Raw genomic sequence first — 18,430 nt, 5'->3', positions numbered from 1 at the left:
GGCTGGCAGCGTCGCCATGCATACGCCGGACGCGCACTTGCATGACGACGCAGTCGGGGGACCGTCCGAAGGCGAGACCTTCGCCCCCGACCTGCACGACATCCACCATCTGTGGCTCAAGGCCGTGCTGCTCGCGGTCTGGGTCGCCGTCTCCTTCGGTGCCTGCTACTACGCACGCGACCTGCAGGCGCTGGTCCCCGACTGGCCGCTGGCCTACTGGTTCGCGGCCCAGGGGGCAGTCCTGATGTTCCTGGCCATCGTCATCGTCTATTGTCTGTCCATGGACCATTTCGAGCGCCGCGAGGCCCGGGCCGTTGCCCCGTCTGAACCCGCCGCCCCGCAACCGTCCGCCCCGCCGTCGCCTCCCGGCCATGGCTGAGCGCTCGCTGCTGACGGCCGCCTCCCGCTGGCGGCTGCACCGCATCGTGGCCCTGTACACGCTGGGCGTGCTCGGCTTTCTGGCCCTCATGTTCTGGGCCGAGCAGCAAGGCCTGTCGCGCCACTGGATAGGCCCCATCTTCCTGTTCTTCACCGTCATGGTCTACGCGGCCATCGGCGTGTACCTGCGCACCAGCGATCCCGAGGAGTACTACGTCGCGGGCCGGCGCATCCCGCCCTTCTACAACGGCATGGCGGCAGCGGCGGACTGGGTCAGCGCGGCGTCCTTCATCAGCCTGTCGGGGGCGCTGTACCTGCAGGGCTTTGCCGGCGTGCCGGGGCAGGCCGGCGGACTGGCCTACCTGCTGGGCTGGACGGGCGGCTTTTGCCTGGTCGCCATGCTGATCGCGCCGCATCTGCGGGCGATGAAGCTCTACACCATTCCCGACTTCTTCCAGCAGCGCTACGGCGGGCGCTGGCCGCGCGTGATCGCGGCGCTGGCTGCCGTGACCTGCTCGTTCACCTACGTGGTGGCCCAGATCTACGGCGTGGGGCTCATTGCCTCGCGGCTGACGGGCGTGCAGTTCGAGATCGGCATCATGCTGGGCCTGGGCGGCGTGCTGCTGTGCTCCTTCCTGGGCGGCATGCGTGCCATCACCTGGACCCAGGTCGCGCAGTACGTGGTCATCCTGCTGGCCTTTCTGATCCCCGTGTCCTGGCTGGCCTACCGGCAGATGGGCAATCCCGTGGCGCCGCTGGCCTATACGGCCCAGCTCGGCCAGATCGCGGAGATGGAGCAGCGCCTGCTGGACTCGCCGGCCGAACAGGAAGTGGTCGCCGCCTACCGCCTGCGCGCCGAGGTGCTGGAGGACAAGCTCAAGGACGTGCCGCGCGTGCTGGCCGCCGAGCGCCAGCAGCTGTCCGAGCGCATACGCGATCTGCGCACGCGCAGCGGCGACATTGGCGCCATCATGGCGGCCAGCCGCGAACTGGCTGCCATGCCGCGCGACGAAGCGACTGCGCGCGCCCTGTGGACACGCCAGCTGCAGGAGATGCGCGAGCGCGAGAAGCCGCTGGGCGGCATTCCGCTGCACAGCCTGCCCTTTGCCGGCAACCCCGATGGATCGGCCGAGGAGCGTCAGGTCTACGAGGACAGCCGGCGCAACTTCCTGGCGCTGATGTTCTGTCTCATGGCCGGCACGGCAGGCCTGCCGCATTTGCTCACGCGCTACTACACGGCGCCCTCGGTGTCGGGGGCGCGGGCCTCGGTGGGCTGGACGCTGTTCTTCATCGGCGTGCTGTACATGAGCGCGCCGGCCCTGGCCGTGCTGGTCAAGTTCGAGGTCATGAACAACCTGGTGGGCATACGCTTCGACGAATTGCCCACCTGGATGGCGCAGTGGGCCCGGGTCGATGCCTCGCTGCTGGCCGTGGAAGACGTCAATGGCGACGGTGTCCTGCAGTTCGGCGAGATCCGCATGGGCGCCGACCTCATCATGCTGGCCACGCCCGAGCTGGGTGGCATGCCCTACGTGGTCTCGGGCCTGGTCGCGGCGGGCGGCCTGGCCGCCGCGCTGTCCACGGCCGATGGCCTGCTGCTGACCATCAGCAATGCGCTGGTGCGCGACTTGTACTTTCGCGCGCGGCGGCGCCGCGCCTCGCCCGAGCAGCGCGTGATCCTGTCCAAGTTCGCGCTGCTGGTGGTGGCGCTGTCGGCCGCCTTCGTGGCCTCGCGCCGTTCCTCGGACATCCTTCCCATGGTCACGGCCTCGTTCTCGCTGGCGGCATCGGCCTTTGTTCCGGCCATGGTGCTGGGCATCTTCTGGCGCGGCACCACGCGTCGCGGGGCGGTGGCCGGCATGCTGGCCGGCCTGGGCATCACCGTCTACTACATGGTCTCGCACGTGCCCGCGCTGCAGCCCGTGTTGCCCGAGGCGCTGCATGCCCGCCTGTGGTGGGGCATACAGCCGATTTCCTCGGGTGTCTTCGGCGTGCCGGCGGGCCTGCTGGTGACCTGGCTGGTCAGCTGCCTGGACCCGCGCCGGCGCGCTGCGGCGCGCTCCGTGCCAGGGCGCGTGGCCTGAAGCGGCATGGGCTCCATGGGCCGACGACATTGCCAACGAAATTGCCAATTTTTGTCTTGATGGCAGATCTGGATCAGTCCCGGCCCAACTGAAGCCCGCGCGTGCTGGAAAACCCGCTTTTGGGAGCCGGAGGCTCATGACACGCTGCGAGCCGTGTCCGATCCGATCCCCTGCAGAAAATTGCGTCCGCCATGCATCTTGTGAAAACGTCCGCCGGCCAACAGGCATTCAAGGAACGCCATGCCGATCTCTCTCCCCGGCTGCGCTCGGCCTTTTTGCTGTTTGACGGCCAACGCAGCGTGGCGCAGGTGCTGCAGGCCGTTGCCGGCATGGGCGTGACCCAGGACGAAATCCTGGCGCTGGTGGAGCGCGAATGGCTGGCGCCCCGCGATGCAGCCGAACCCCGGCTGGGCGTGGTGGCCGTTGCGGCGCCTGCCGTCACTGCTGCCGCCGCATCGCCGGCCCAGCCTGCCGGCGATGCGTCTGCGCCATCCGAGCCTTCGCTGGCCGTGCGCTACCGCAACGCCTATCCGCTGGCGGTGGCCATCACGGCCAATATGGGGCTCAAGGGATTCCGGCTCAACCTGGCCGTCGAGGCGGCCATGGGCTACGACCAGCTCGTGGCGCTGGCCCCGCGCCTGCGCGAGGCTGCCAGTCCCGCCAGCTATGTGCCGCTGCACGAGGCGCTGTTCGGCAAAGCCCCCTGAGCGAGAAGCCGCCCCCACGCTGTCCTTGCCGCGCAAGGTCCGATGCTCCTGGGGGCTCTTGGGACGGTCCGCAAATGAAAAAAAGGCAAGGCGCCTTCGCGCCTTGCCCTTGCGTGGGCCAGCGGGTGCAGGCTCAGACGGCCAGCAGCTCCACATCGAACTTCAGCGTGGCGTTGGGCGGGATCACGCCGCCAGCGCCGCGTGCGCCGTAGCCCAGTTCGGCCGGGATGATCAGGGTGCGCTGGCCGCCCACCTTCATGCCTTGCACGCCTTCGTCCCAGCCCTTGATCACCATGCCGCCGCCCAGGGGGAAGACGAAGGGATCGTTGCGGTCCTTGCTGGAGTCGAACTTCGCGCCTTGCACGCCGTTGTTGTAGAGCCAGCCCGTGTAGTGCACGGTCACGCTGCGGCCGCGCTGGGCCTCGGCGCCGTCACCCACGACGGTGTCTTCATACTGCAGGCCGGATGCGGTGGTGGTGAAAGCCATGGTGGTATTCCTTGAGAGAGAAACGGTGGGGGAAAAAGACTGTCCGGCGGCAAGAGGGCGAAGGGCCTGGCCGCAAGAATCACTTCTTGGCGCGCGCGGCCACCCAGCGGTTGGCGAATGCCTGCACATCGGACAGGCGCTTGAGCAGGTCCTGGCCGGCCAGCGTCACGGTATAGCCGTCGGAGCCATGCTCCAGCAGCCCGCATTCGCGCAGTTCCTTGATGCGGGTGTTCAGCGTGTTGGGCGTGATGCCGCCCACGCTGTCTTGCAGCAGTCGAAAGGTCTGAGGATGGCCGTCACGCAAAGCCCACAGCACGCGCAACGCGTAGCGGCATTCGAGTTTCTCGAACAGCTGGTTGATGGCGGCGTTTTCCTTGGAGCTCATGACGCTTCTCCTTGCGCAATGGTGTGTGTGAGCCGGCGGGGGCATCCGGGTGGGACGCGCGCCGAGCCAAGTCCCGGGGAACTATAGCTCTGGATCCATTCTGCTACAAGTTTGGTAGCTCAAAACCCACAGCGGCAATGCGCTTCGCTAGAGGAATACGCGAATCTCCGAACCAGTGTTGCAGGCCCGCCACGCAACCTGCCCGCTGGACTTCGGTTTCTCAGCTCTTGAGTTTGAGCAGATAGGTCATGACGCTGGCCGTGGTGTGCTCCAGCTCCAGAAAGCCGCTGAAATCGCGGCCTGCCTGCCACGAAGGCTCCCAGCGGTTCTGCCGCAGGGCGCGCTGCCAGCTTTCGTGCTGGGTCGCCAGCTCCACGGCGCCCAGCAGGGCCTGGGCGCGTGCGGCGCTGACCTGCTTGCCCGTGAAGACGGCGCGCCAGTTGGCCATGTCGGCATCCAGTCCCTGTTCGCGGAACGAGGGCAGGCCGAACAGGCTGCGGCGCGAAGACACGCCAATGGCGCGCAGCCTGCCGCTGGCCAGGGCTTCGCTGAACTCGCTGTAGCCGGACACGCCCATGCGCGCATCGCCCTTGAGCAAGGCCTCCACCACCTGGGCGCCGCCCGGAAAGGGCTTGTAGACCAGTTGCTCGGGCGCCGCCTTGGCGGCGCGCGTGAGCAGGCCGGCAAACATATGGTCCACGCCGCCGGCCGAGCCACCCGCAAACGACTGGTGGGCCAGATCGCTGCGCAGCGCGGCGACCAGGTCCTTGGCATTGCGGATGGGGGAGTCGGCAGGCACGGCCACTACCAGATAGTCGCTGGTCAGGCGGGCAATCGGCTGCACGTGCGACATGTTCACGGCCGGCTTTTGCAGCGCCACGGCGCCGACCATGACCATGCCGCCGATCAGCAGCGCATCGGGGTCCTGGCCATGGCGTTCGACAAACTGTGCCAGGCCGATGGTGCCGCCCTTGCCGCCCAGGTTTTCATACTCCACGCGATCTGCCGCGCCGCATGCCACCAGGGCCGCGCCCAGTGCGCGGCCGGTCTGGTCCCAGCCGCCCCCGGCATTGGCCGGAATGACGATGCGCAGGCTGGCGGCCACGCGCTGGCCCCCGGCGGCAGCGCGCGGCGCGTGGGCCGCAGGCGTTGCAGCGGGCGGCGCGGCATGGGCCAGCGGGGAGCACAGCATGGCCAGGGCTGCGCCCTGTGCCAGCAGCTGGCGGCGGTTCTGGCGCGTGCCGTCACCGGAGGGGGCGGCGTTGGCAGTGGTTTGCGAAAAGCTCGGAAGGCGCATGCAGTCTCCAATCGGGTTCGCGCGCCATTGTGGGCGCAAATGAATCAGAAAAGCAGATTATGTAAGCATGTGCGTCAGCTAGTTGACATAACGCAGGCTGTCTGGCGGCATGGGTGCCAGATGCTTCAGGCGAGGGCCCACCGACGGTGCATCGCTGTCCCGGGATGCGTGGGGGCATGCGCGCTCCGGGGGCAAGGAGCGGAGATGGAGCGCCGTGACACAGATGTCGATTAAGCCGGTAAAGCTTGTGTAAATGCGATCAATTCTTATTCGTGGGCGGTAGAATCCCCCGGCCTTTTTCTTTCCTGTGCTCCCCGTGGCCGCCGCCGTGATGGTTGTGGCCGCGTGGTGCTGCCGCCTGCCTCTGTTGCGATGACATCCCCCAAACCGGACCCTCGGCGCCGTTCCTACTGGCTCAAGACACTGCACGAGTGGCATTGGGTCAGCTCTGCGCTGTGCCTGATCGGCATGCTGCTGTTCGCCGTCACGGGGTTCACGCTCAATCATGCGGGGCAGATCGAGTCCAAGCCGCGCATCGTGCGCGGCGAGGCGGCATTGCCGGACGCGCTGCGCGTGCAGCTGGTCCGGCAGCAGGCCAGCCAGTCGCGCGACCGTGCTCCCGTGCCTGCGCCATTTGCGGACTGGGTGCGCGGCCAGTGGGGGCTTGAAGCCGAGGGCCGCGAAGCCGAATGGACGGCCGACGAGCTGTATGTGTCCCTGCCTCGCCCCGGTGGCGATGCCTGGGTGCGCGTGGGACTGGCCGATGGCGAGGCCGAATACGAGCGCACCGACCGGGGTTGGATCGCCTATCTGAACGACCTGCACAAGGGCCGCAACACGGGCGCTGCCTGGAGCTGGTTCATCGATATCTTTGCCGCAGCCTGCCTGGTGTTCACCGTCACCGGGCTGTTCATCCTGAAGATGCACGCGGGCAACCGTCCCTTCACCTGGCCCATGGTCGGCATGGGGCTGGTGATTCCCATGCTGCTGGCCCTCCTGTTGATCCACTGAGAACCGAAAGAGCCTTGCCTATGAATCCGCACTTCTCTCTGCGCTACACCATGGCGCTTGGCGCCTGCCTGGGCGCGGCCCCGGCCTTTGCCGCCGGCCTGAACGTGGGCGTGGAGGTCCCGCGCCTGGATGTCGCCGAGTACCACCGCCCCTATGTGGCCGTGTGGATCGAGCGCGCCGACGCCTCGGTGGCCGCCACGCTGTCGGTCTGGTACGACGTGAAGATGCGCAATGCCGAAGGCACGAAGTGGCTCAAGGACATGCGCCAGTGGTGGCGCCGCACGGGCCGCGACCTGACGCTGCCCATCGATGGCGTGACCAGCCCCACGCGTCCCGTGGGCAAGCACCAGCTGAGCTTCACCGAAGGCGCCAACCCCTTCGCCAAGCTGCCGCCCGGCGAGTACAAGCTCGTGGTCGAGGCCGCGCGCGAAGTCGGCGGCCGCGAAGTGGTCACCGTGCCCTTCAAGTGGCCTGCCGCCAAGGCCGAGCAACTGAGCGCCAAGGGCAGCAGCGAGCTGGGCGAGATCAGCGTCGAGCTCAAGCCTTGAAATTGAAACCCCCTGAGGCCTTGCGCGTCTTCCCCCTCACGAGGCGGGTGACGCCATTGCTGCGGGGCGGCGCGGCCGGCCAGGCCCTTGCCCGGCATCCCTGAACTGGGCCCTGCATGCGGGCGGGCCACGCATCTTGCGGGGCACCCACGTGCCAGCCCCATCCACGAACCAAGGAGAATCTTCATGAAGTCCAAGACCCGCTTTGCCATCCGTCTGGCGGCCAGCCTCGCCATTGCCTGCGGCGCCTTCCAGGCCGCCCAGGCCCACAACCTGTGGCTGCTGCCCTCGACCACGGTGCTGTCCAAGGCCGAATGGATCACGGTGGATGCCGCCGTCTCCAACGACCTGTTCTTCTTCAACCACGTGCCGCTGGGCCTGGACAACCTCGTTGTCTCGGCGCCGGACGGCTCGGCCGTCGCGCCGCAGAATGCCCATCGCGGCAAGCTGCGTAGCGTGTTCGATCTGGACCTGCAGCAAAGCGGCACCTACCGCCTGGCCATCGTCAACGACGGCCTGTTTGCCTCCTGGAAGGACAAGGCCACGGGCCAGAACCGCCGCTGGCGCGGCTCGCCCGAGAAGTTCGCCGCCGATGTGCCCGCCGACGCGCAGGACCTGAAGGTGACCCAGTCCTTGGGCCGCATCGAGACCTTCGTGACCGTGGGCAAGCCCAGCGCCGTCAAGCCTTCGGGCAAGGGGCTGGAGCTGGTGCCCGTGACCCATCCCAACGACCTGGTCAAGGGCGAGAAGGCCACCTTCGCCTTCCATGTGGACGGCAAGCCCGCCGCCAACCTGGAAGTCGTGCTGGTGCCCGGCGCCACGCGCTACCGCGACAACAAGGGCGAGATCAAGGCCACGACCGACGCCAAGGGCGAGTTCAGCGTGACCTGGCCCACCGCCGGCATGTACTGGGTGGATGCCGACGCCCAGGACAACAAGACCTCGCTGCCCCAGGCCAAGGAGCGCCGCCTGTCCTATGTGGGCACGTTCGAGGTGCTGCCCTGAGCCTTGCGTCCCCACCCGGGGCCCCGCCCGCGCCTGCGCCTGCGCCCGTGCGCGTGAGCTTCGCGCCCGCCCTGTTGCAGGGCAGCGCAGGCCGGGGCCTTGCCGCGCCTGTGCCCACAGGCGCAGCGTCCTTTGCCGTCTCCGGCTACGCGCCGCAGGCCGTGCGGCGGGCAGACCCCGCCGCGCTGCAAACGCTCACCGGCGAGGCCATGGGCACGACCTGGAGCGTGCGCCTGCACAACCCGGATTTCCGCCCGCTCGATGAGGCGCGCCAGGCCATAGAGGCTGCGCTGGCCCTGGTCGTGCGCCAGATGAGCAACTGGGAAGCCGGCTCCGACATCTCGCGCTTCAACCGCGCCGAGCCCGGCAGCTGGCATGCACTGCCGCCCGAATTCTTCACCGTGCTGACCTGTGCACTCGATTGGGCACAGGCCAGCGGCGGCGCCTGGGACCCCACCGTGGGGCCGCTGGTTGATCTGTGGGGCTTCGGCCCGCGTGCGGAAAAGGCGCAGGGCGCCGGCATCCCCGATGCCGATGCACTGCGGCGGGTGCGCGAGCGCGTGGGCTACCAGCGCATCGTGCTGGACCTGAAGGGCCGGCGCGCGCTGCAGCCCGGCGCCGTGCATGTGGACTTCAGCGGCATTGCCAAAGGCTATTCGGTGGACCTGGTCACCGAGCACCTGCAGGCGCTGGGCCATACCGATTTCCTCGTCGAGGTGGGCGGCGAGCTGCGGGCCTGCGGTCAGCGCCCTGGCAACCAGCCCTGGCGCGTGGCCGTGGCCAGCATGGCGGACCAGTCCACGCCGCTGGCGCTGCCGTTGCGCGACATGGCCATCGCCACCTCGGGCGACCACTGGCATGCCTTCGAGCAGGGCGGGCGCCGCTACTCCCACACCATCGATCCGCGCAGCGGCGAGCCCGTGGCGCACGGCCTGACCAGCGTCACCGTGCTGCATGCCGAATGCATGCAGGCCGACGCCCTGGCCACCGTGCTCACCGTGCTGGGGCCGCGTGCGGGCCTGGACTTTGCCGAGCAGCACGGCGTGGCCGCACTGCTGTGCGAGCGCACGGCGCAGGGCCCTGCCATGGCGATGACCACGGCGTTTGCCGCGCTGGCGCCGTGAGCGCCCCTAACCTTTTCTGCGCCGTGTAGATTTTCCGGTCACGCCATGTCCCTGTCCGAATCCTGGCTGCGCATACTCGCAGCCGCTGTCCTGGTACTGCTGTATGTGGCCATGTGCGCCGCCATCTGGTGGCGCGAGCGCCGCCGGCGCGCGCGGGCGCAGCACGAAGCCGCGGCGCTGGCCTCGGCGCGCGAGGGCGCGCTCCCCCTGCTTGTGGCCTATGCCAGCCAGACGGGCCAGGCAGAGGAGCTGGCACGCGAGACTGCGCGGCTGCTGCATACGGCCGGTGAGAGCGTGCATCTGTGCGCCCTCGATGGCGTTGATGTGAAGCTGCTGGCGCAGACCCAAAGGGCGCTGTTCATCGCCAGCACCTATGGCGAGGGCGATCCGCCCGACAACGCAGCCCTGTTCCTGGCGCACTCCATGGCGCAGGCGCAGGACCTGTCCCATCTGCAGTACGGCCTGCTGGCGCTGGGCGACCGGCAGTACGCGCAGTTCTGCGGCTTTGGCCGCGCGCTGGACAGCTGGCTGCGCGCCGCAGGCGCCAGCCCCTGGTTCGAGCGCATCGAAATGGACAACGGCGCGCCCCAGGCGCTGACTGCCTGGCAGCACCAGCTGACCCAGATCAGCAGCCTGGGCGACATGCCTGCGTGGGAGCAGCCGGTCTTCAGCGAATGGACGCTGGCCGCGCGCCGGCACATGAACCCGGGCAGCGCAGGCGAGCCGGTGTTCCACATCGAGCTGCAGCCTCCTGCAACGGAGGCCGCGCTGTGGGAGTCCGGCGACCTGGCGCAGGTCTGCATTCCTGCGGACCCGCGGCATCCGCGCGAGTACTCCATCGCCTCCATCGCCCAGGACGGCTGCGTGCACCTGCTGGTGCGTCAGGCGCGGCGCGAGGACGGCTCGCCGGGCCTGGCCTCGGGCTGGCTCACGCAGGGCGCGCCCCTGGGGGCAGCCATCACCCTGAGGCTGCGTGCGCACCGCAATTTCCGGCTGGAAGACAACCTGCAGCGCCCGCTGGTGCTGATCGGCAACGGCACGGGTCTGGCCGGCCTGCGCAGCCACCTGCGTGCGCGTGCCGCAGCAGGCCTGGGGCCCAACTGGCTGCTGTTCGGCGAGCGCAATGCCGCGCATGACCGGCTCTATGGCGACGAGCTTCAGGCCTGGTGCGAGGGCGGCGTGCTGCAGCGCCTGGACCTGGCTTTCTCGCGCGATCGCAGCGAAGGCGCGCCGCGTGCCTATGTGCAGGACCTGCTGGCGCAGTCCGGCGATGTGCTGCGCCAATGGGTGGCGCAGGGCGCAGCCATCTACGTGTGCGGCAGCCTGCAGGGTATGGCCCAGGGCGTGGACCAGGCGCTGCACGCCGTGCTGGGTGAGGCGCAAATGGACCAGCTGGTGCGCAGCGGCCGCTACCGGCGTGATGTGTATTGAGGTGGTGCGAGCAGCTTGCGCCAGCGCAAGCATTGGTGCGGTCAGCGCTTTCTGCTCCTAGGAACGTAGCATCCGTGCGACAGATAAATCCTATTGTGATCATGAGAATGGAAATGATTCTCAATGTTCATATAATTTCGTTACATATCCCCATCCCATCGCATAACCAAAGATTTCAAAGCGAGTTGCACGGGCCTCACAGCCCGTTTTCCGTTTCTGGAGTGTTTGCATGTCGTATCGCGATCTGCGCGGCGTTCTTCCGTCGCGTCCTTCCCCTCTGGCCCTCCTGGTGGCCGCCATCTGTGCTTCGGGTGCCGCATCGGCACAGACCCCATCGCAAAGCAATGCGGCTGCCGCCACCGAGTTGCGCGAAGTCGTGGTCTCTGCCTCGGGCTTCGAGCAGGACATCAAGGAGGCGCCGGCCTCCATCACCGTCATCCCGCGCGAGGAACTGGCCAAGGGCCGCTTCGGCAGCCTGACCGACGCGCTGGAGAGCGTGGAAGGCATCGACGTAGGCGCCCCCGCGGGCAAGACCGGCGGCCTGAACATCAGCATCCGCGGCATGCCCAGCGACTACACGCTGGTGCTGATCGACGGGCGTCGCCAGAATTCGGCCGGCAATGTCACGCCCAACGGCTTTGGCGAGACGCAGACCAGCTTCATGCCGCCCATCGGCGCCATCGAGCGCATCGAGGTCATCCGCGGCCCCATGTCCACGCTCTACGGCTCCGACGCCATGGGCGGCGTGATCAACATCATCACGCGCAAGGTCGGCAAGACCTGGACGGGCAGCGTCAGCGCCGACTACACGCTGCAGCAAGAGTCGGAGTTCGGTGATATCAAGTCCGGCAAGTTCTACCTGAGCGGCCCCATCAAGGAGGACCTGCTGGGCCTGTCGATCCGCGGCAGCACCCAGCGCCGGGCCGCTTCGGACATCACCTATGCGGGCGCCAACGGCCAGCCAGCCGTTCCCATCATGGGCGGCAACCCCGTCAAGTCCGAGATCAACAACCTGGGCCTGCGCCTGGCGCTCACGCCCAACAGGTACCACGACATCACGCTGGACCTGGACTCGGGCCGCCAGACCTATGACAACTCGCAGGGCCAGTTGGGCACGCTGGGCACGGGAGGCTACAGCCCCGAGCAGAAATACAACCGTGACCAGCTCACGCTGGCCCATACCGGTCGCTACGGCTTCGGAACCTGGGACACCAGCTTCATGGTCAACCGGACCGAGACCATCGGCCGGACCATTCCCCGGGGAACCCCGGGCGCGACGCCAGGTGCCGCGCGCACGCTGGAGGTGGAAAGCAAGGTGCTGGACAGCAAGCTGGTCCTGCCCTGGGGTGCCCACCTGACCACGCTGGGCGGCCAGTGGTGGGATGCCGAGATGAAGGACGGCGTGGCGCCGAACAAGTTCGCCTTCACGCAGAAGGCCCTGTTTGCCGAGGACGAATGGAGCCTTACCGACGCCTTCAAGCTCACCATGGGCGCGCGCTATGACCGCCACAGCCTCTTCGGCGGCAAGCTCAGCCCGCGTATCTACGGCGTGTGGAATGCCGCGCCGCAGTGGACCGTGAAGGGCGGCGTCAGCAACGGCTACAAGACGCCGCGCGTGGAGCAGCTGGCGCCCGGCATCAACGGCTTCGGCCAGCAGGGCCGCCTGCCGCTGGTGGGCAGCCCCAACCTCAAGCCCGAAACCAGCCGCACCACCGAACTGGGCGTCTATTTCGACAGCCCCACGGGCTTTGCGGGCAGCGCCACGGTGTTCAACAACGAGTTCAAGGACAAGATCACCAGCGGCCCGGGCCTGATCAACTGCGACTTTGCGGCAGCGCCCAACCGCCCCGGCTGCGTGAGCTTCGGCGACTGGCCGCTGGTGGATGCCTTCGGCCAGTCCATCAACGTGGACGAGGCCGTCACGCGCGGCCTGGAGCTGAGTGCGCGCATGCCGCTGGCGCGCGGCTGGAACGCCAGCGCCAACTACACCTTCACCAAGAGCGAGCAAAAGAGCGGCCCCAACCGTGGCAACCCGCTGAGCGACACACCCAGGCACGCGCTCAACGCCCGCCTGAACTGGGAGCCGGGTGCCCAGTGGAACCTGTGGCTGCGCGCCGAATACCGCAGCGAGCGCTACCGTGACCCCGGCACCAGCGCCAGCTCCCAGGCCGCCAAGGCCGCGCTGGGCAACTACAAGGCCTATACCCAGTTCCACCTGGGCGGCAGCTACCGCGTGAGCAAGCAGTTCACCATCAACGCGGCCATCTACAACCTGTTCAACAAGGATTTCGTGGACTACCAGCCCTACAACGTACCGGGCCAGGTCCAGGGCACCGTGATCTTTGGCAACCGCTACGCGAACAACCAGGAAGGCCGCCGCCTATGGGTGTCTGCCAACTACGAGTTCTGAGGCGGGTTCAGGGGCGCCTGGCTGGCCTGCACGCGTGAAGGGGCCAGCCTGACCAGCACCTGCAGCGTGCGGTTCAGCGGCACGGGCACGCCCAGGGCCTCGCCGCGCCGCACCACGTAGCCGTTGAGGTGATCGATTTCGCTGGGCTTGCCCAGCGCCAGGTCCTGGGCGGTGGACGAAAACTGGCCCGGCATGGTGGCCGGCAGGCCGCGCACGGCAGCGGGCACGTCGCCGGGCAGCGCCACGCCGTCGGCCCTGGCCACGGCCAGGCATTCGGCCACCACGTCGTCCACCACGTCCGTCACGCCGGGCGACTGCACCAGCGGGCCGTAGGGCAGCTGGCACAGCGCCGACAGCGCGTTGTAGGCGCAGTTGATCACCAGCTTGGCCCACAGCGCGCCGCGCACGTCGGGCGATACCTGCACGGCAATGCCTGCCTTGCCAAACTGCAGGGCCACCTGTTCACTGAGTGCAGACGGCGCAATGACCAGCTCGCCGCGGCCGAAATGGCGCACATGACCGGGGCCGGCCATGGCCGTGGCCACGTAGACCACGGCGGCCGCCACGGCCACGGACGGGCCCAGCACGGCGCGCACGCGCTCGTCGTTGTCCACGCCGTTTTGCATGGTCAGCACCAGGGTGCCCGGCGCCAGGTGCGGCTGCATCTCGCGGGCCGCTTCCTCGGTGGCCGTGGACTTGACGCAGAACATCACCACATCGGCCTCGCGCACGGCGCTGGCCTCGGTCGATGCCTGCATGGGCACCTGGATGTCCAGCGCCGCCGTCTCCAGCCGCAGGCCATGCTGCTGCACGGCCTGCACATGGGCGGGGCGGCCGATCAGCGTGACCTGGTGGCCGGCGCGCGCCAGCAGTGCGCCGAAATAGCAGCCCACGGCGCCTGCGCCCATGACGGCGATGCGCAGCGGTTCGGAAGGAGAGGGGAGGCGGGCGGAAGAAGCGTCCATGGTGCAGATCGGATGGGCCTTTGATGGCGCCCAGTCTAGCCAGGCTGCCGTCGAAGGCCCATGCCGTCTTCCCTGCCGGGTGCCATTGCGGACGTCAGGCAACCCTCATGCCGTCTGCAGGCACAGGTACTTGGTCTCCAGGTATTCCTCGATGCCGTGGCGCGAGCCCTCGCGGCCCAGGCCGGACTGCTTGACGCCGCCGAAGGGCGCGACCTCGTTGGAGATCAGGCCGGTGTTGATGCCCACCATGCCGTACTCCAGCGCGCGCGACACGCGCCAGATGCGGCGGTTGTCGTTGGTGAACAGATAGGCGGCCAGGCCGTAGATGGTGTCGTTGGCGCGGCGCACCACTTCGTCCTCGTCATGGAAGCGGAACAGCGGCGCCAGCGGGCCGAAGGTCTCTTCCTCGCAGACTTGCATGCTGTCGTTCACATCGGCCAGCAGCGTGGGCTCGAAGAACAGCTGGCCCGGCACCGGGCGCCTGCCGCCCGCCAGCAGGCGCGCGCCCTTGGACAGCGCATCGGCCACATGGCTTTCCACCTTCTGCACGGCCGCCTCGTTGATCAGCGGGCCATGGGTCACGCCGGGCTCCAGCCCATTGCCGACCTTGAAGCCCGCCATGGCACGGGCCAGGCGGCGGGCCAGTTCGTCGTGGATGCCGTCCTGCACATAGATGCGGTTGGCGCACACGCAGGTCTGGCCGGCGTTGCGGAACTTGGAGGCCACGATGCCGGCCACGGCCTGGTCGATGTCGGCATCGTCAAACACGATCAACGGTGCATTGCCGCCCAGCTCCAGCGACAGCTTCTTGACCGTGTCGCTGCACTGGCGCATCAGCAGCCGCCCGGTGGCCGTGGAGCCCGTGAAGCTGAGCTTGCGCACCACGGGGCTTTGCGTCAGCGCCTGGCCGATGTCCTGCGGATGGCCGGTCAGCACCTGGAAGACGCCGGCGGGAATGCCGGCCTCCTCGGCCAGCACGGCCAGGGCCAGGGCCGTGAAGGGCGTGCTTTCGGCCGGCTTGACCAGCATGGTGCAGCCGGCGGCCAGCGCCGGGCCGGCCTTGCGCGTGATCATGGCGGCCGGGAAATTCCAGGGCGTGATGGCGGCGCACACGCCAATGGGCTCGCGCAGCGTGAGCAGCTGCTGGCCTGCGTTGGGCGACTGCAGCAGCTCGCCGTCCACGCGCTTGCCTTCCTCGGCAAACCATTCGATGAAGGAGGCCGCATAGGCGATCTCGCCGCGCGCCTCGGCCAGGGGCTTGCCCTGCTCCAGCGTCATCAGCCGCGCCAGATCGTCCTGGTGCGCCAGCATCAGGTCGAACCAGCGGCGCAGGATACCGGCGCGCTGCTTGCCCGTCAGCGCGGCCCAGGCGGGCAGGGCGCGCTGCGCGGCGGCAATGGCGGCCTCGGCCTCGCCGGCCTGCAGGGCGGGTACCTGGCCCAGGCGTTCGCGGGTGGCGGGATTGAAGACATCGATGGCGGGGCCGGAGCCCACGGGGTGCCAGCCCTGGGCAAGCAGGCAGGCCTGGCGGAACAGATCGGGGCGTTGCAGTGAAAGACTCATGGTGCAGCAGGGTGTGGCTGGGATGGGGATTCAGGCGGCGACTGGCTGGGACGCGCTCTGTGTGATGGCGCTGTCGATGATGTCCAGGGCCCTGGCGAACAGCGGCTGTGGAATCGTCAGCGGATAGAGAAAGCGGATGGCGTTGCCGTACAGACCGCAGGTCAGCAGCAGCAGGCCTTGCTGCTGCGCACGCTGGACGATGGCGGCCACGCGCTGCGCGTCGGGCTCGCCGCTGCCGGGAATGTGGAATTCCACGGCCAGCATCGAGCCCAGGCCGCGCACTTCGGCGATGCCGGCATCCTGCGCCTGCAGGGCTTGCAGGCGCGCGCGCAGCTGGTTGCCCAGTGCGTGGGCGCGCTCGCACAGCCGTTCTTCATCGATCACGTCGAGCACGGCATGGGCAGAGGCCACGGCCAGCGGGTTGGCGGCATAGGTGCCGCCCAGCCCGCCGGGATGGGGGGCGTCCATGATGGCCGCGCGGCCGACCACGCCCGAGATCGGCAGACCGCCGCCCAGGCTCTTGGCCATGGTGATCAGGTCGGGCCGCACGCTGTAGTGCTCCATGGCAAACAGCTTGCCCGTGCGTGCAAAGCCGGTCTGCACCTCGTCGGCGATCAGCAGCATGCCGTGCTGGTTGCACAGCTGGCGCAGGCCCGTGAACAGCGCGGCAGGCACGGGGTTGAAGCCGCCTTCGCCCTGTACGGGCTCCACGATGATGGCTGCCACGCGCTGCGGGTCCACCGAGGTCTTGAGCAGCATGGCAATGGCGTCCAGCGACTGCTGCACGCTGATGCCCTGCACATCGCTGGGGAAGGGCGCGTGGAAGACTTCGCCCGGCATGGGGCCGAAGCCCTGCTTGTAGGGCGCCACCTTGCCCGTCAGCGCCATGCCCAGCTGGGTGCGGCCGTGGAAGGCGCCCTGGAAGGCGATCACGGCCGAGCGGCCCGTGGCATGGCGGGCGATCTTGACGGCGTTTTCCACCGCCTCGGCGCCCGTGGTGAAGAAGGCGGTCTTGGCCGGGCCGTCGATGGGCGCCAGTGCATTGATGCGCTCAGCCAGTGCAATGGCGCTTTCATAGGGAACGATCTGGAAGGCCGTGTGCGTGAAGCACTCCAGCTGGCGCTGCACGGCCTGCACCACGCGCGGATGGCGGTGGCCCGTGTTGAGCACGGCAATGCCGGCCGCGAAGTCGATGTACTGGCGGCCCTCGGCATCGGTCAGCAAGGCGTTGTCGGCCTGCACGGCATGGAAGCCGCACATCACGCCCACGCCGCGCGGCATGGCGGCGGTGCGCCGGCTCTGGAGTTGCTGGTTGACGGACGAGGCTCTGGTGGTGTCGTTGGTGGCGGCGCTGGACATGGGAAGGTCTCCGTTGAGGTGGCTGCAATGCTTACGGTTATAGTGGCGATTGGTTCCATGAATGGAGCCATCTTTTGAAAAGATGATGGTGCCAATCGAGTTCGCCACCATCGCTTCCACAAGGCAGGCAACGCAGGCAACGCAGGCAACGCAGGCAAGGCAGACATGGCAAAACCCTCCGTGTGCGCGGACCTCATCCTCCAGATGGACTGGCGCGGGCTGGGCGGGGACCGCGTCCGCCTGAACCGGGCCCTGTACCTGGCGCTGCGCCAGGCCGTGGACAGCGGGGCCCTGTTGCCGGGCAGCCGCCTGCCGGCCTCGCGCGACCTGGCCCGCGAGCTGGATGTGTCGCGCAACACCGTCAACCATGCCTATGAGCAGCTGCAGGTGGAGGGCTATGTGCGCAGCCAGGTCGGGCGTGGCACGCAGGTGGTCGACACCCTGCCTGCGGCCATGCTGCTGAGCGGCGGACGTGCACCCGCCCGCCGCGCTGCCGCCGCAGCGCCTGCGCCTGGCGGCGGCCTGTCCGTGCAGGCACAGGCCTTGCTGAAAACCGCCCAGGCTTCGGAGCAGCAATGGGGCGCCTTCATGCCTGGCGTGCCCGACGTGACGCAGTTCCCGCGCGCCGCCTACGCGCGCATCCACAACCGCCTGCTGCGACACGCCGGGCCGCAGCTGCTCACCTATGGCACGCGCGGCGGCGTGGAGGCGCTCAAGCAGGCGCTGGCCGAGCACCTGCGCGTGGCGCGCTCGGTGAACTGCGCAGCCGACCAGGTGCTGATCACAGAAGGCGTGCACCAGGCCATCGACCTGGTGGTGCGCAGCCTTGCCGACCCTGGCGACTGCGTCTGGATGGAGGAGCCGGGCTACTGGGGCATCGCCAACGTGTTGCGCATGCAGCACGGGCTGAGCCTGCACAGCGTGCCAGTGGACGAGGAGGGCATGCATCTGCCGGACGGCCTGCCCGTGCCGCGGCTGATCTTCGTCACTCCCTCGCACCAGTACCCGCTGGGCGCCGTCATGAGCATGGCGCGGCGCCGCGCGCTGATCGCCTACGCGCGCCGGGTGGGGGCCTGGATCGTCGAGGACGACTACGACAGCGAATTCCGGTTCTCCGGCAGCCCTGTGCCCAGCATGCAGGGCATGGAGGAGGACGCGCCCGTCATCTACATAGGCACCTTCAGCAAGACCCTCTACCCGGGACTGCGCATGGGCTACATGGTGCTGCCCCCGACCCTGGCCGAGCCGCTGCGCCGCATCCATTCCGAGCTGTACCGAGAGGGTCACCAGCTGCCGCAGCAGGTCATCGCCGAACTGATCGTGGAAGGCCACTACGCCGCCCACATCCGCAAGATGCGCCTGCTCTACGGCAAGCGCCGCCGCATGCTGATGGCCTTGATCGAGCGCTATCTGGGCGCCGACCACCTGCCCTGGGTGGACAGCGGCGCGGGGCTGCATTTCGTGATGCAGCTGCCCGGGCAGGACGATGATGTCGTGCTCGCCGAGGACCTCCGGCAGGCCGGCATCTTCGTCAAGCCGCTGTCGCGCTACTACGCGGGTCCGCACCGGCGGCGTGGCCTGCTGCTGGGGTACGCCTGCGTTTCCGAGGAAGAGATAGGCGCAGCCTTCTTCCGCATGCTGGCAGTGCTCGGAGCCCGGCATGGCCGGCGCTGAGG

16 protein-coding genes are annotated in these 18,430 nt (G+C 68.4%); 10 read left to right on the top strand and 6 right to left on the bottom strand.

All coding sequences use genetic code 11. The features are described from left to right. Window positions 1–16: 16 nt before the first annotated feature. The 3 genes from ACF8NF_RS01295 (at window position 17) to ACF8NF_RS01285 (ending at window position 3,169) form a co-directional block, all read left to right on the top strand. On the top strand, window positions 17–379 hold the full coding sequence (locus tag ACF8NF_RS01295; protein ID WP_047326682.1) for a DUF4212 domain-containing protein: 363 nt from the start codon (window positions 17–19) through the stop codon (window positions 377–379). Beyond that, window positions 372–2,462, top strand: a complete 2,091-nt coding sequence (locus tag ACF8NF_RS01290) for a VC_2705 family sodium/solute symporter (protein WP_016447599.1) — start codon at window positions 372–374, stop codon at window positions 2,460–2,462. The genes ACF8NF_RS01295 and ACF8NF_RS01290 overlap by 8 nt, the downstream gene beginning before the upstream one ends. Window positions 2,463–2,653: 191 nt before the next feature. Next, entirely contained in the window at window positions 2,654–3,169 is a 516-nt protein-coding gene (locus ACF8NF_RS01285; RefSeq protein WP_016451268.1) for a hypothetical protein, read from the top strand. A 133-nt stretch (window positions 3,170–3,302) separates the two neighbouring features. On the opposite strand, the gene ACF8NF_RS01280 is transcribed toward ACF8NF_RS01285, so the two are convergent. The 3 genes from ACF8NF_RS01280 to ACF8NF_RS01270 form a co-directional block, all read right to left on the bottom strand. Beyond that, window positions 3,303–3,656, bottom strand: coding sequence for an FKBP-type peptidyl-prolyl cis-trans isomerase (locus tag ACF8NF_RS01280; protein WP_012206859.1), 354 nt, complete (start codon window positions 3,654–3,656; stop codon window positions 3,303–3,305). Window positions 3,657–3,735: 79 nt separating this feature from the next. Continuing rightward, entirely contained in the window at window positions 3,736–4,041 is a 306-nt protein-coding gene (locus tag ACF8NF_RS01275) for a helix-turn-helix domain-containing protein (RefSeq protein ID WP_012206858.1), read from the bottom strand. Window positions 4,042–4,261: 220 nt separating this feature from the next. Further along, a complete protein-coding gene (locus tag ACF8NF_RS01270; protein WP_392449948.1) occupies window positions 4,262–5,338 on the bottom strand; it encodes a Bug family tripartite tricarboxylate transporter substrate binding protein in 1,077 nt (358 codons plus the stop codon). Between the two features lie 372 nt (window positions 5,339–5,710). Here ACF8NF_RS01270 and ACF8NF_RS01265 point away from each other — a divergent pair, with 372 nt between their 5' ends. The 6 genes from ACF8NF_RS01265 (at window position 5,711) to ACF8NF_RS01240 (ending at window position 12,867) form a co-directional block, all read left to right on the top strand. Then, window positions 5,711–6,349: a PepSY-associated TM helix domain-containing protein gene (locus ACF8NF_RS01265; RefSeq protein ID WP_026062185.1), complete on the top strand. Its 639-nt coding sequence runs from the start codon at window positions 5,711–5,713 to the stop codon at window positions 6,347–6,349. Between the two features lie 20 nt (window positions 6,350–6,369). Continuing rightward, window positions 6,370–6,897: a DUF2271 domain-containing protein gene (locus ACF8NF_RS01260; RefSeq protein ID WP_016447595.1), complete on the top strand. Its 528-nt coding sequence runs from the start codon at window positions 6,370–6,372 to the stop codon at window positions 6,895–6,897. Window positions 6,898–7,083: 186 nt separating this feature from the next. Beyond that, window positions 7,084–7,902 (top strand): DUF4198 domain-containing protein, encoded by an 819-nt coding sequence (locus tag ACF8NF_RS01255; RefSeq protein WP_392449947.1) that lies wholly within the window; start codon window positions 7,084–7,086, stop codon window positions 7,900–7,902. A 47-nt stretch (window positions 7,903–7,949) separates the two neighbouring features. Further along, window positions 7,950–9,026: an FAD:protein FMN transferase gene (locus ACF8NF_RS01250; protein ID WP_046985641.1), complete on the top strand. Its 1,077-nt coding sequence runs from the start codon at window positions 7,950–7,952 to the stop codon at window positions 9,024–9,026. A gap of 45 nt (window positions 9,027–9,071) precedes the next feature. Continuing rightward, window positions 9,072–10,457, top strand: coding sequence for a sulfite reductase subunit alpha (locus ACF8NF_RS01245; protein ID WP_392449946.1), 1,386 nt, complete (start codon window positions 9,072–9,074; stop codon window positions 10,455–10,457). 229 nt (window positions 10,458–10,686) lie between these two features. Further along, window positions 10,687–12,867 (top strand): TonB-dependent receptor domain-containing protein, encoded by a 2,181-nt coding sequence (locus ACF8NF_RS01240; protein ID WP_016451273.1) that lies wholly within the window; start codon window positions 10,687–10,689, stop codon window positions 12,865–12,867. On the opposite strand, the gene ACF8NF_RS01235 is transcribed toward ACF8NF_RS01240, so the two are convergent. The 3 genes from ACF8NF_RS01235 to gabT form a co-directional block, all read right to left on the bottom strand. Beyond that, window positions 12,855–13,832, bottom strand: coding sequence for a ketopantoate reductase family protein (locus tag ACF8NF_RS01235; RefSeq protein WP_392449945.1), 978 nt, complete (start codon window positions 13,830–13,832; stop codon window positions 12,855–12,857). The genes ACF8NF_RS01240 and ACF8NF_RS01235 overlap by 13 nt on opposite strands. Window positions 13,833–13,937: 105 nt before the next feature. Next, on the bottom strand, window positions 13,938–15,395 hold the full coding sequence (locus ACF8NF_RS01230) for an NAD-dependent succinate-semialdehyde dehydrogenase (RefSeq protein ID WP_392449944.1): 1,458 nt from the start codon (window positions 15,393–15,395) through the stop codon (window positions 13,938–13,940). A 30-nt stretch (window positions 15,396–15,425) separates the two neighbouring features. Beyond that, window positions 15,426–16,754 (bottom strand): 4-aminobutyrate--2-oxoglutarate transaminase, encoded by a 1,329-nt coding sequence (gene gabT / locus ACF8NF_RS01225; RefSeq protein WP_392449943.1) that lies wholly within the window; start codon window positions 16,752–16,754, stop codon window positions 15,426–15,428. 165 nt (window positions 16,755–16,919) lie between these two features. On the opposite strand from gabT, the gene ACF8NF_RS01220 reads away from it, so the two are divergent. Next, window positions 16,920–18,428 (top strand): PLP-dependent aminotransferase family protein, encoded by a 1,509-nt coding sequence (locus tag ACF8NF_RS01220; protein ID WP_016447587.1) that lies wholly within the window; start codon window positions 16,920–16,922, stop codon window positions 18,426–18,428. Window positions 18,429–18,430 lie beyond the last annotated feature (2 nt).

The sequence above is a fragment of the Delftia sp. WSY_22 genome, assembly GCF_043104185.1.
Taxonomy (GTDB): Bacteria; Pseudomonadota; Gammaproteobacteria; order Burkholderiales; family Burkholderiaceae_C; genus Comamonas; species Comamonas tsuruhatensis.
This window is presented reverse-complemented; position numbering and strand designations above follow the sequence as displayed.

Coding starts and splice junctions, on each gene's coding strand:
- ACF8NF_RS01280 (WP_012206859.1), bottom strand. CDS start 3,656: ATGGCTTTCACCACCACCGCATCCGGCCTGCAGTATGAAGACACCGTC.
- gabT (WP_392449943.1), bottom strand. CDS start 16,754: ATGTCCAGCGCCGCCACCAACGACACCACCAGAGCCTCGTCCGTCAAC.
- ACF8NF_RS01240 (WP_016451273.1), top strand. CDS start 10,687: ATGTCGTATCGCGATCTGCGCGGCGTTCTTCCGTCGCGTCCTTCCCCT.
- ACF8NF_RS01270 (WP_392449948.1), bottom strand. CDS start 5,338: ATGCGCCTTCCGAGCTTTTCGCAAACCACTGCCAACGCCGCCCCCTCC.
- ACF8NF_RS01220 (WP_016447587.1), top strand. CDS start 16,920: ATGGCAAAACCCTCCGTGTGCGCGGACCTCATCCTCCAGATGGACTGG.
- ACF8NF_RS01285 (WP_016451268.1), top strand. CDS start 2,654: ATGCATCTTGTGAAAACGTCCGCCGGCCAACAGGCATTCAAGGAACGC.
- ACF8NF_RS01260 (WP_016447595.1), top strand. CDS start 6,370: ATGAATCCGCACTTCTCTCTGCGCTACACCATGGCGCTTGGCGCCTGC.
- ACF8NF_RS01290 (WP_016447599.1), top strand. CDS start 372: ATGGCTGAGCGCTCGCTGCTGACGGCCGCCTCCCGCTGGCGGCTGCAC.
- ACF8NF_RS01230 (WP_392449944.1), bottom strand. CDS start 15,395: ATGAGTCTTTCACTGCAACGCCCCGATCTGTTCCGCCAGGCCTGCCTG.
- ACF8NF_RS01235 (WP_392449945.1), bottom strand. CDS start 13,832: ATGGACGCTTCTTCCGCCCGCCTCCCCTCTCCTTCCGAACCGCTGCGC.
- ACF8NF_RS01295 (WP_047326682.1), top strand. CDS start 17: ATGCATACGCCGGACGCGCACTTGCATGACGACGCAGTCGGGGGACCG.
- ACF8NF_RS01275 (WP_012206858.1), bottom strand. CDS start 4,041: ATGAGCTCCAAGGAAAACGCCGCCATCAACCAGCTGTTCGAGAAACTC.
- ACF8NF_RS01255 (WP_392449947.1), top strand. CDS start 7,084: ATGAAGTCCAAGACCCGCTTTGCCATCCGTCTGGCGGCCAGCCTCGCC.
- ACF8NF_RS01265 (WP_026062185.1), top strand. CDS start 5,711: ATGACATCCCCCAAACCGGACCCTCGGCGCCGTTCCTACTGGCTCAAG.
- ACF8NF_RS01245 (WP_392449946.1), top strand. CDS start 9,072: ATGTCCCTGTCCGAATCCTGGCTGCGCATACTCGCAGCCGCTGTCCTG.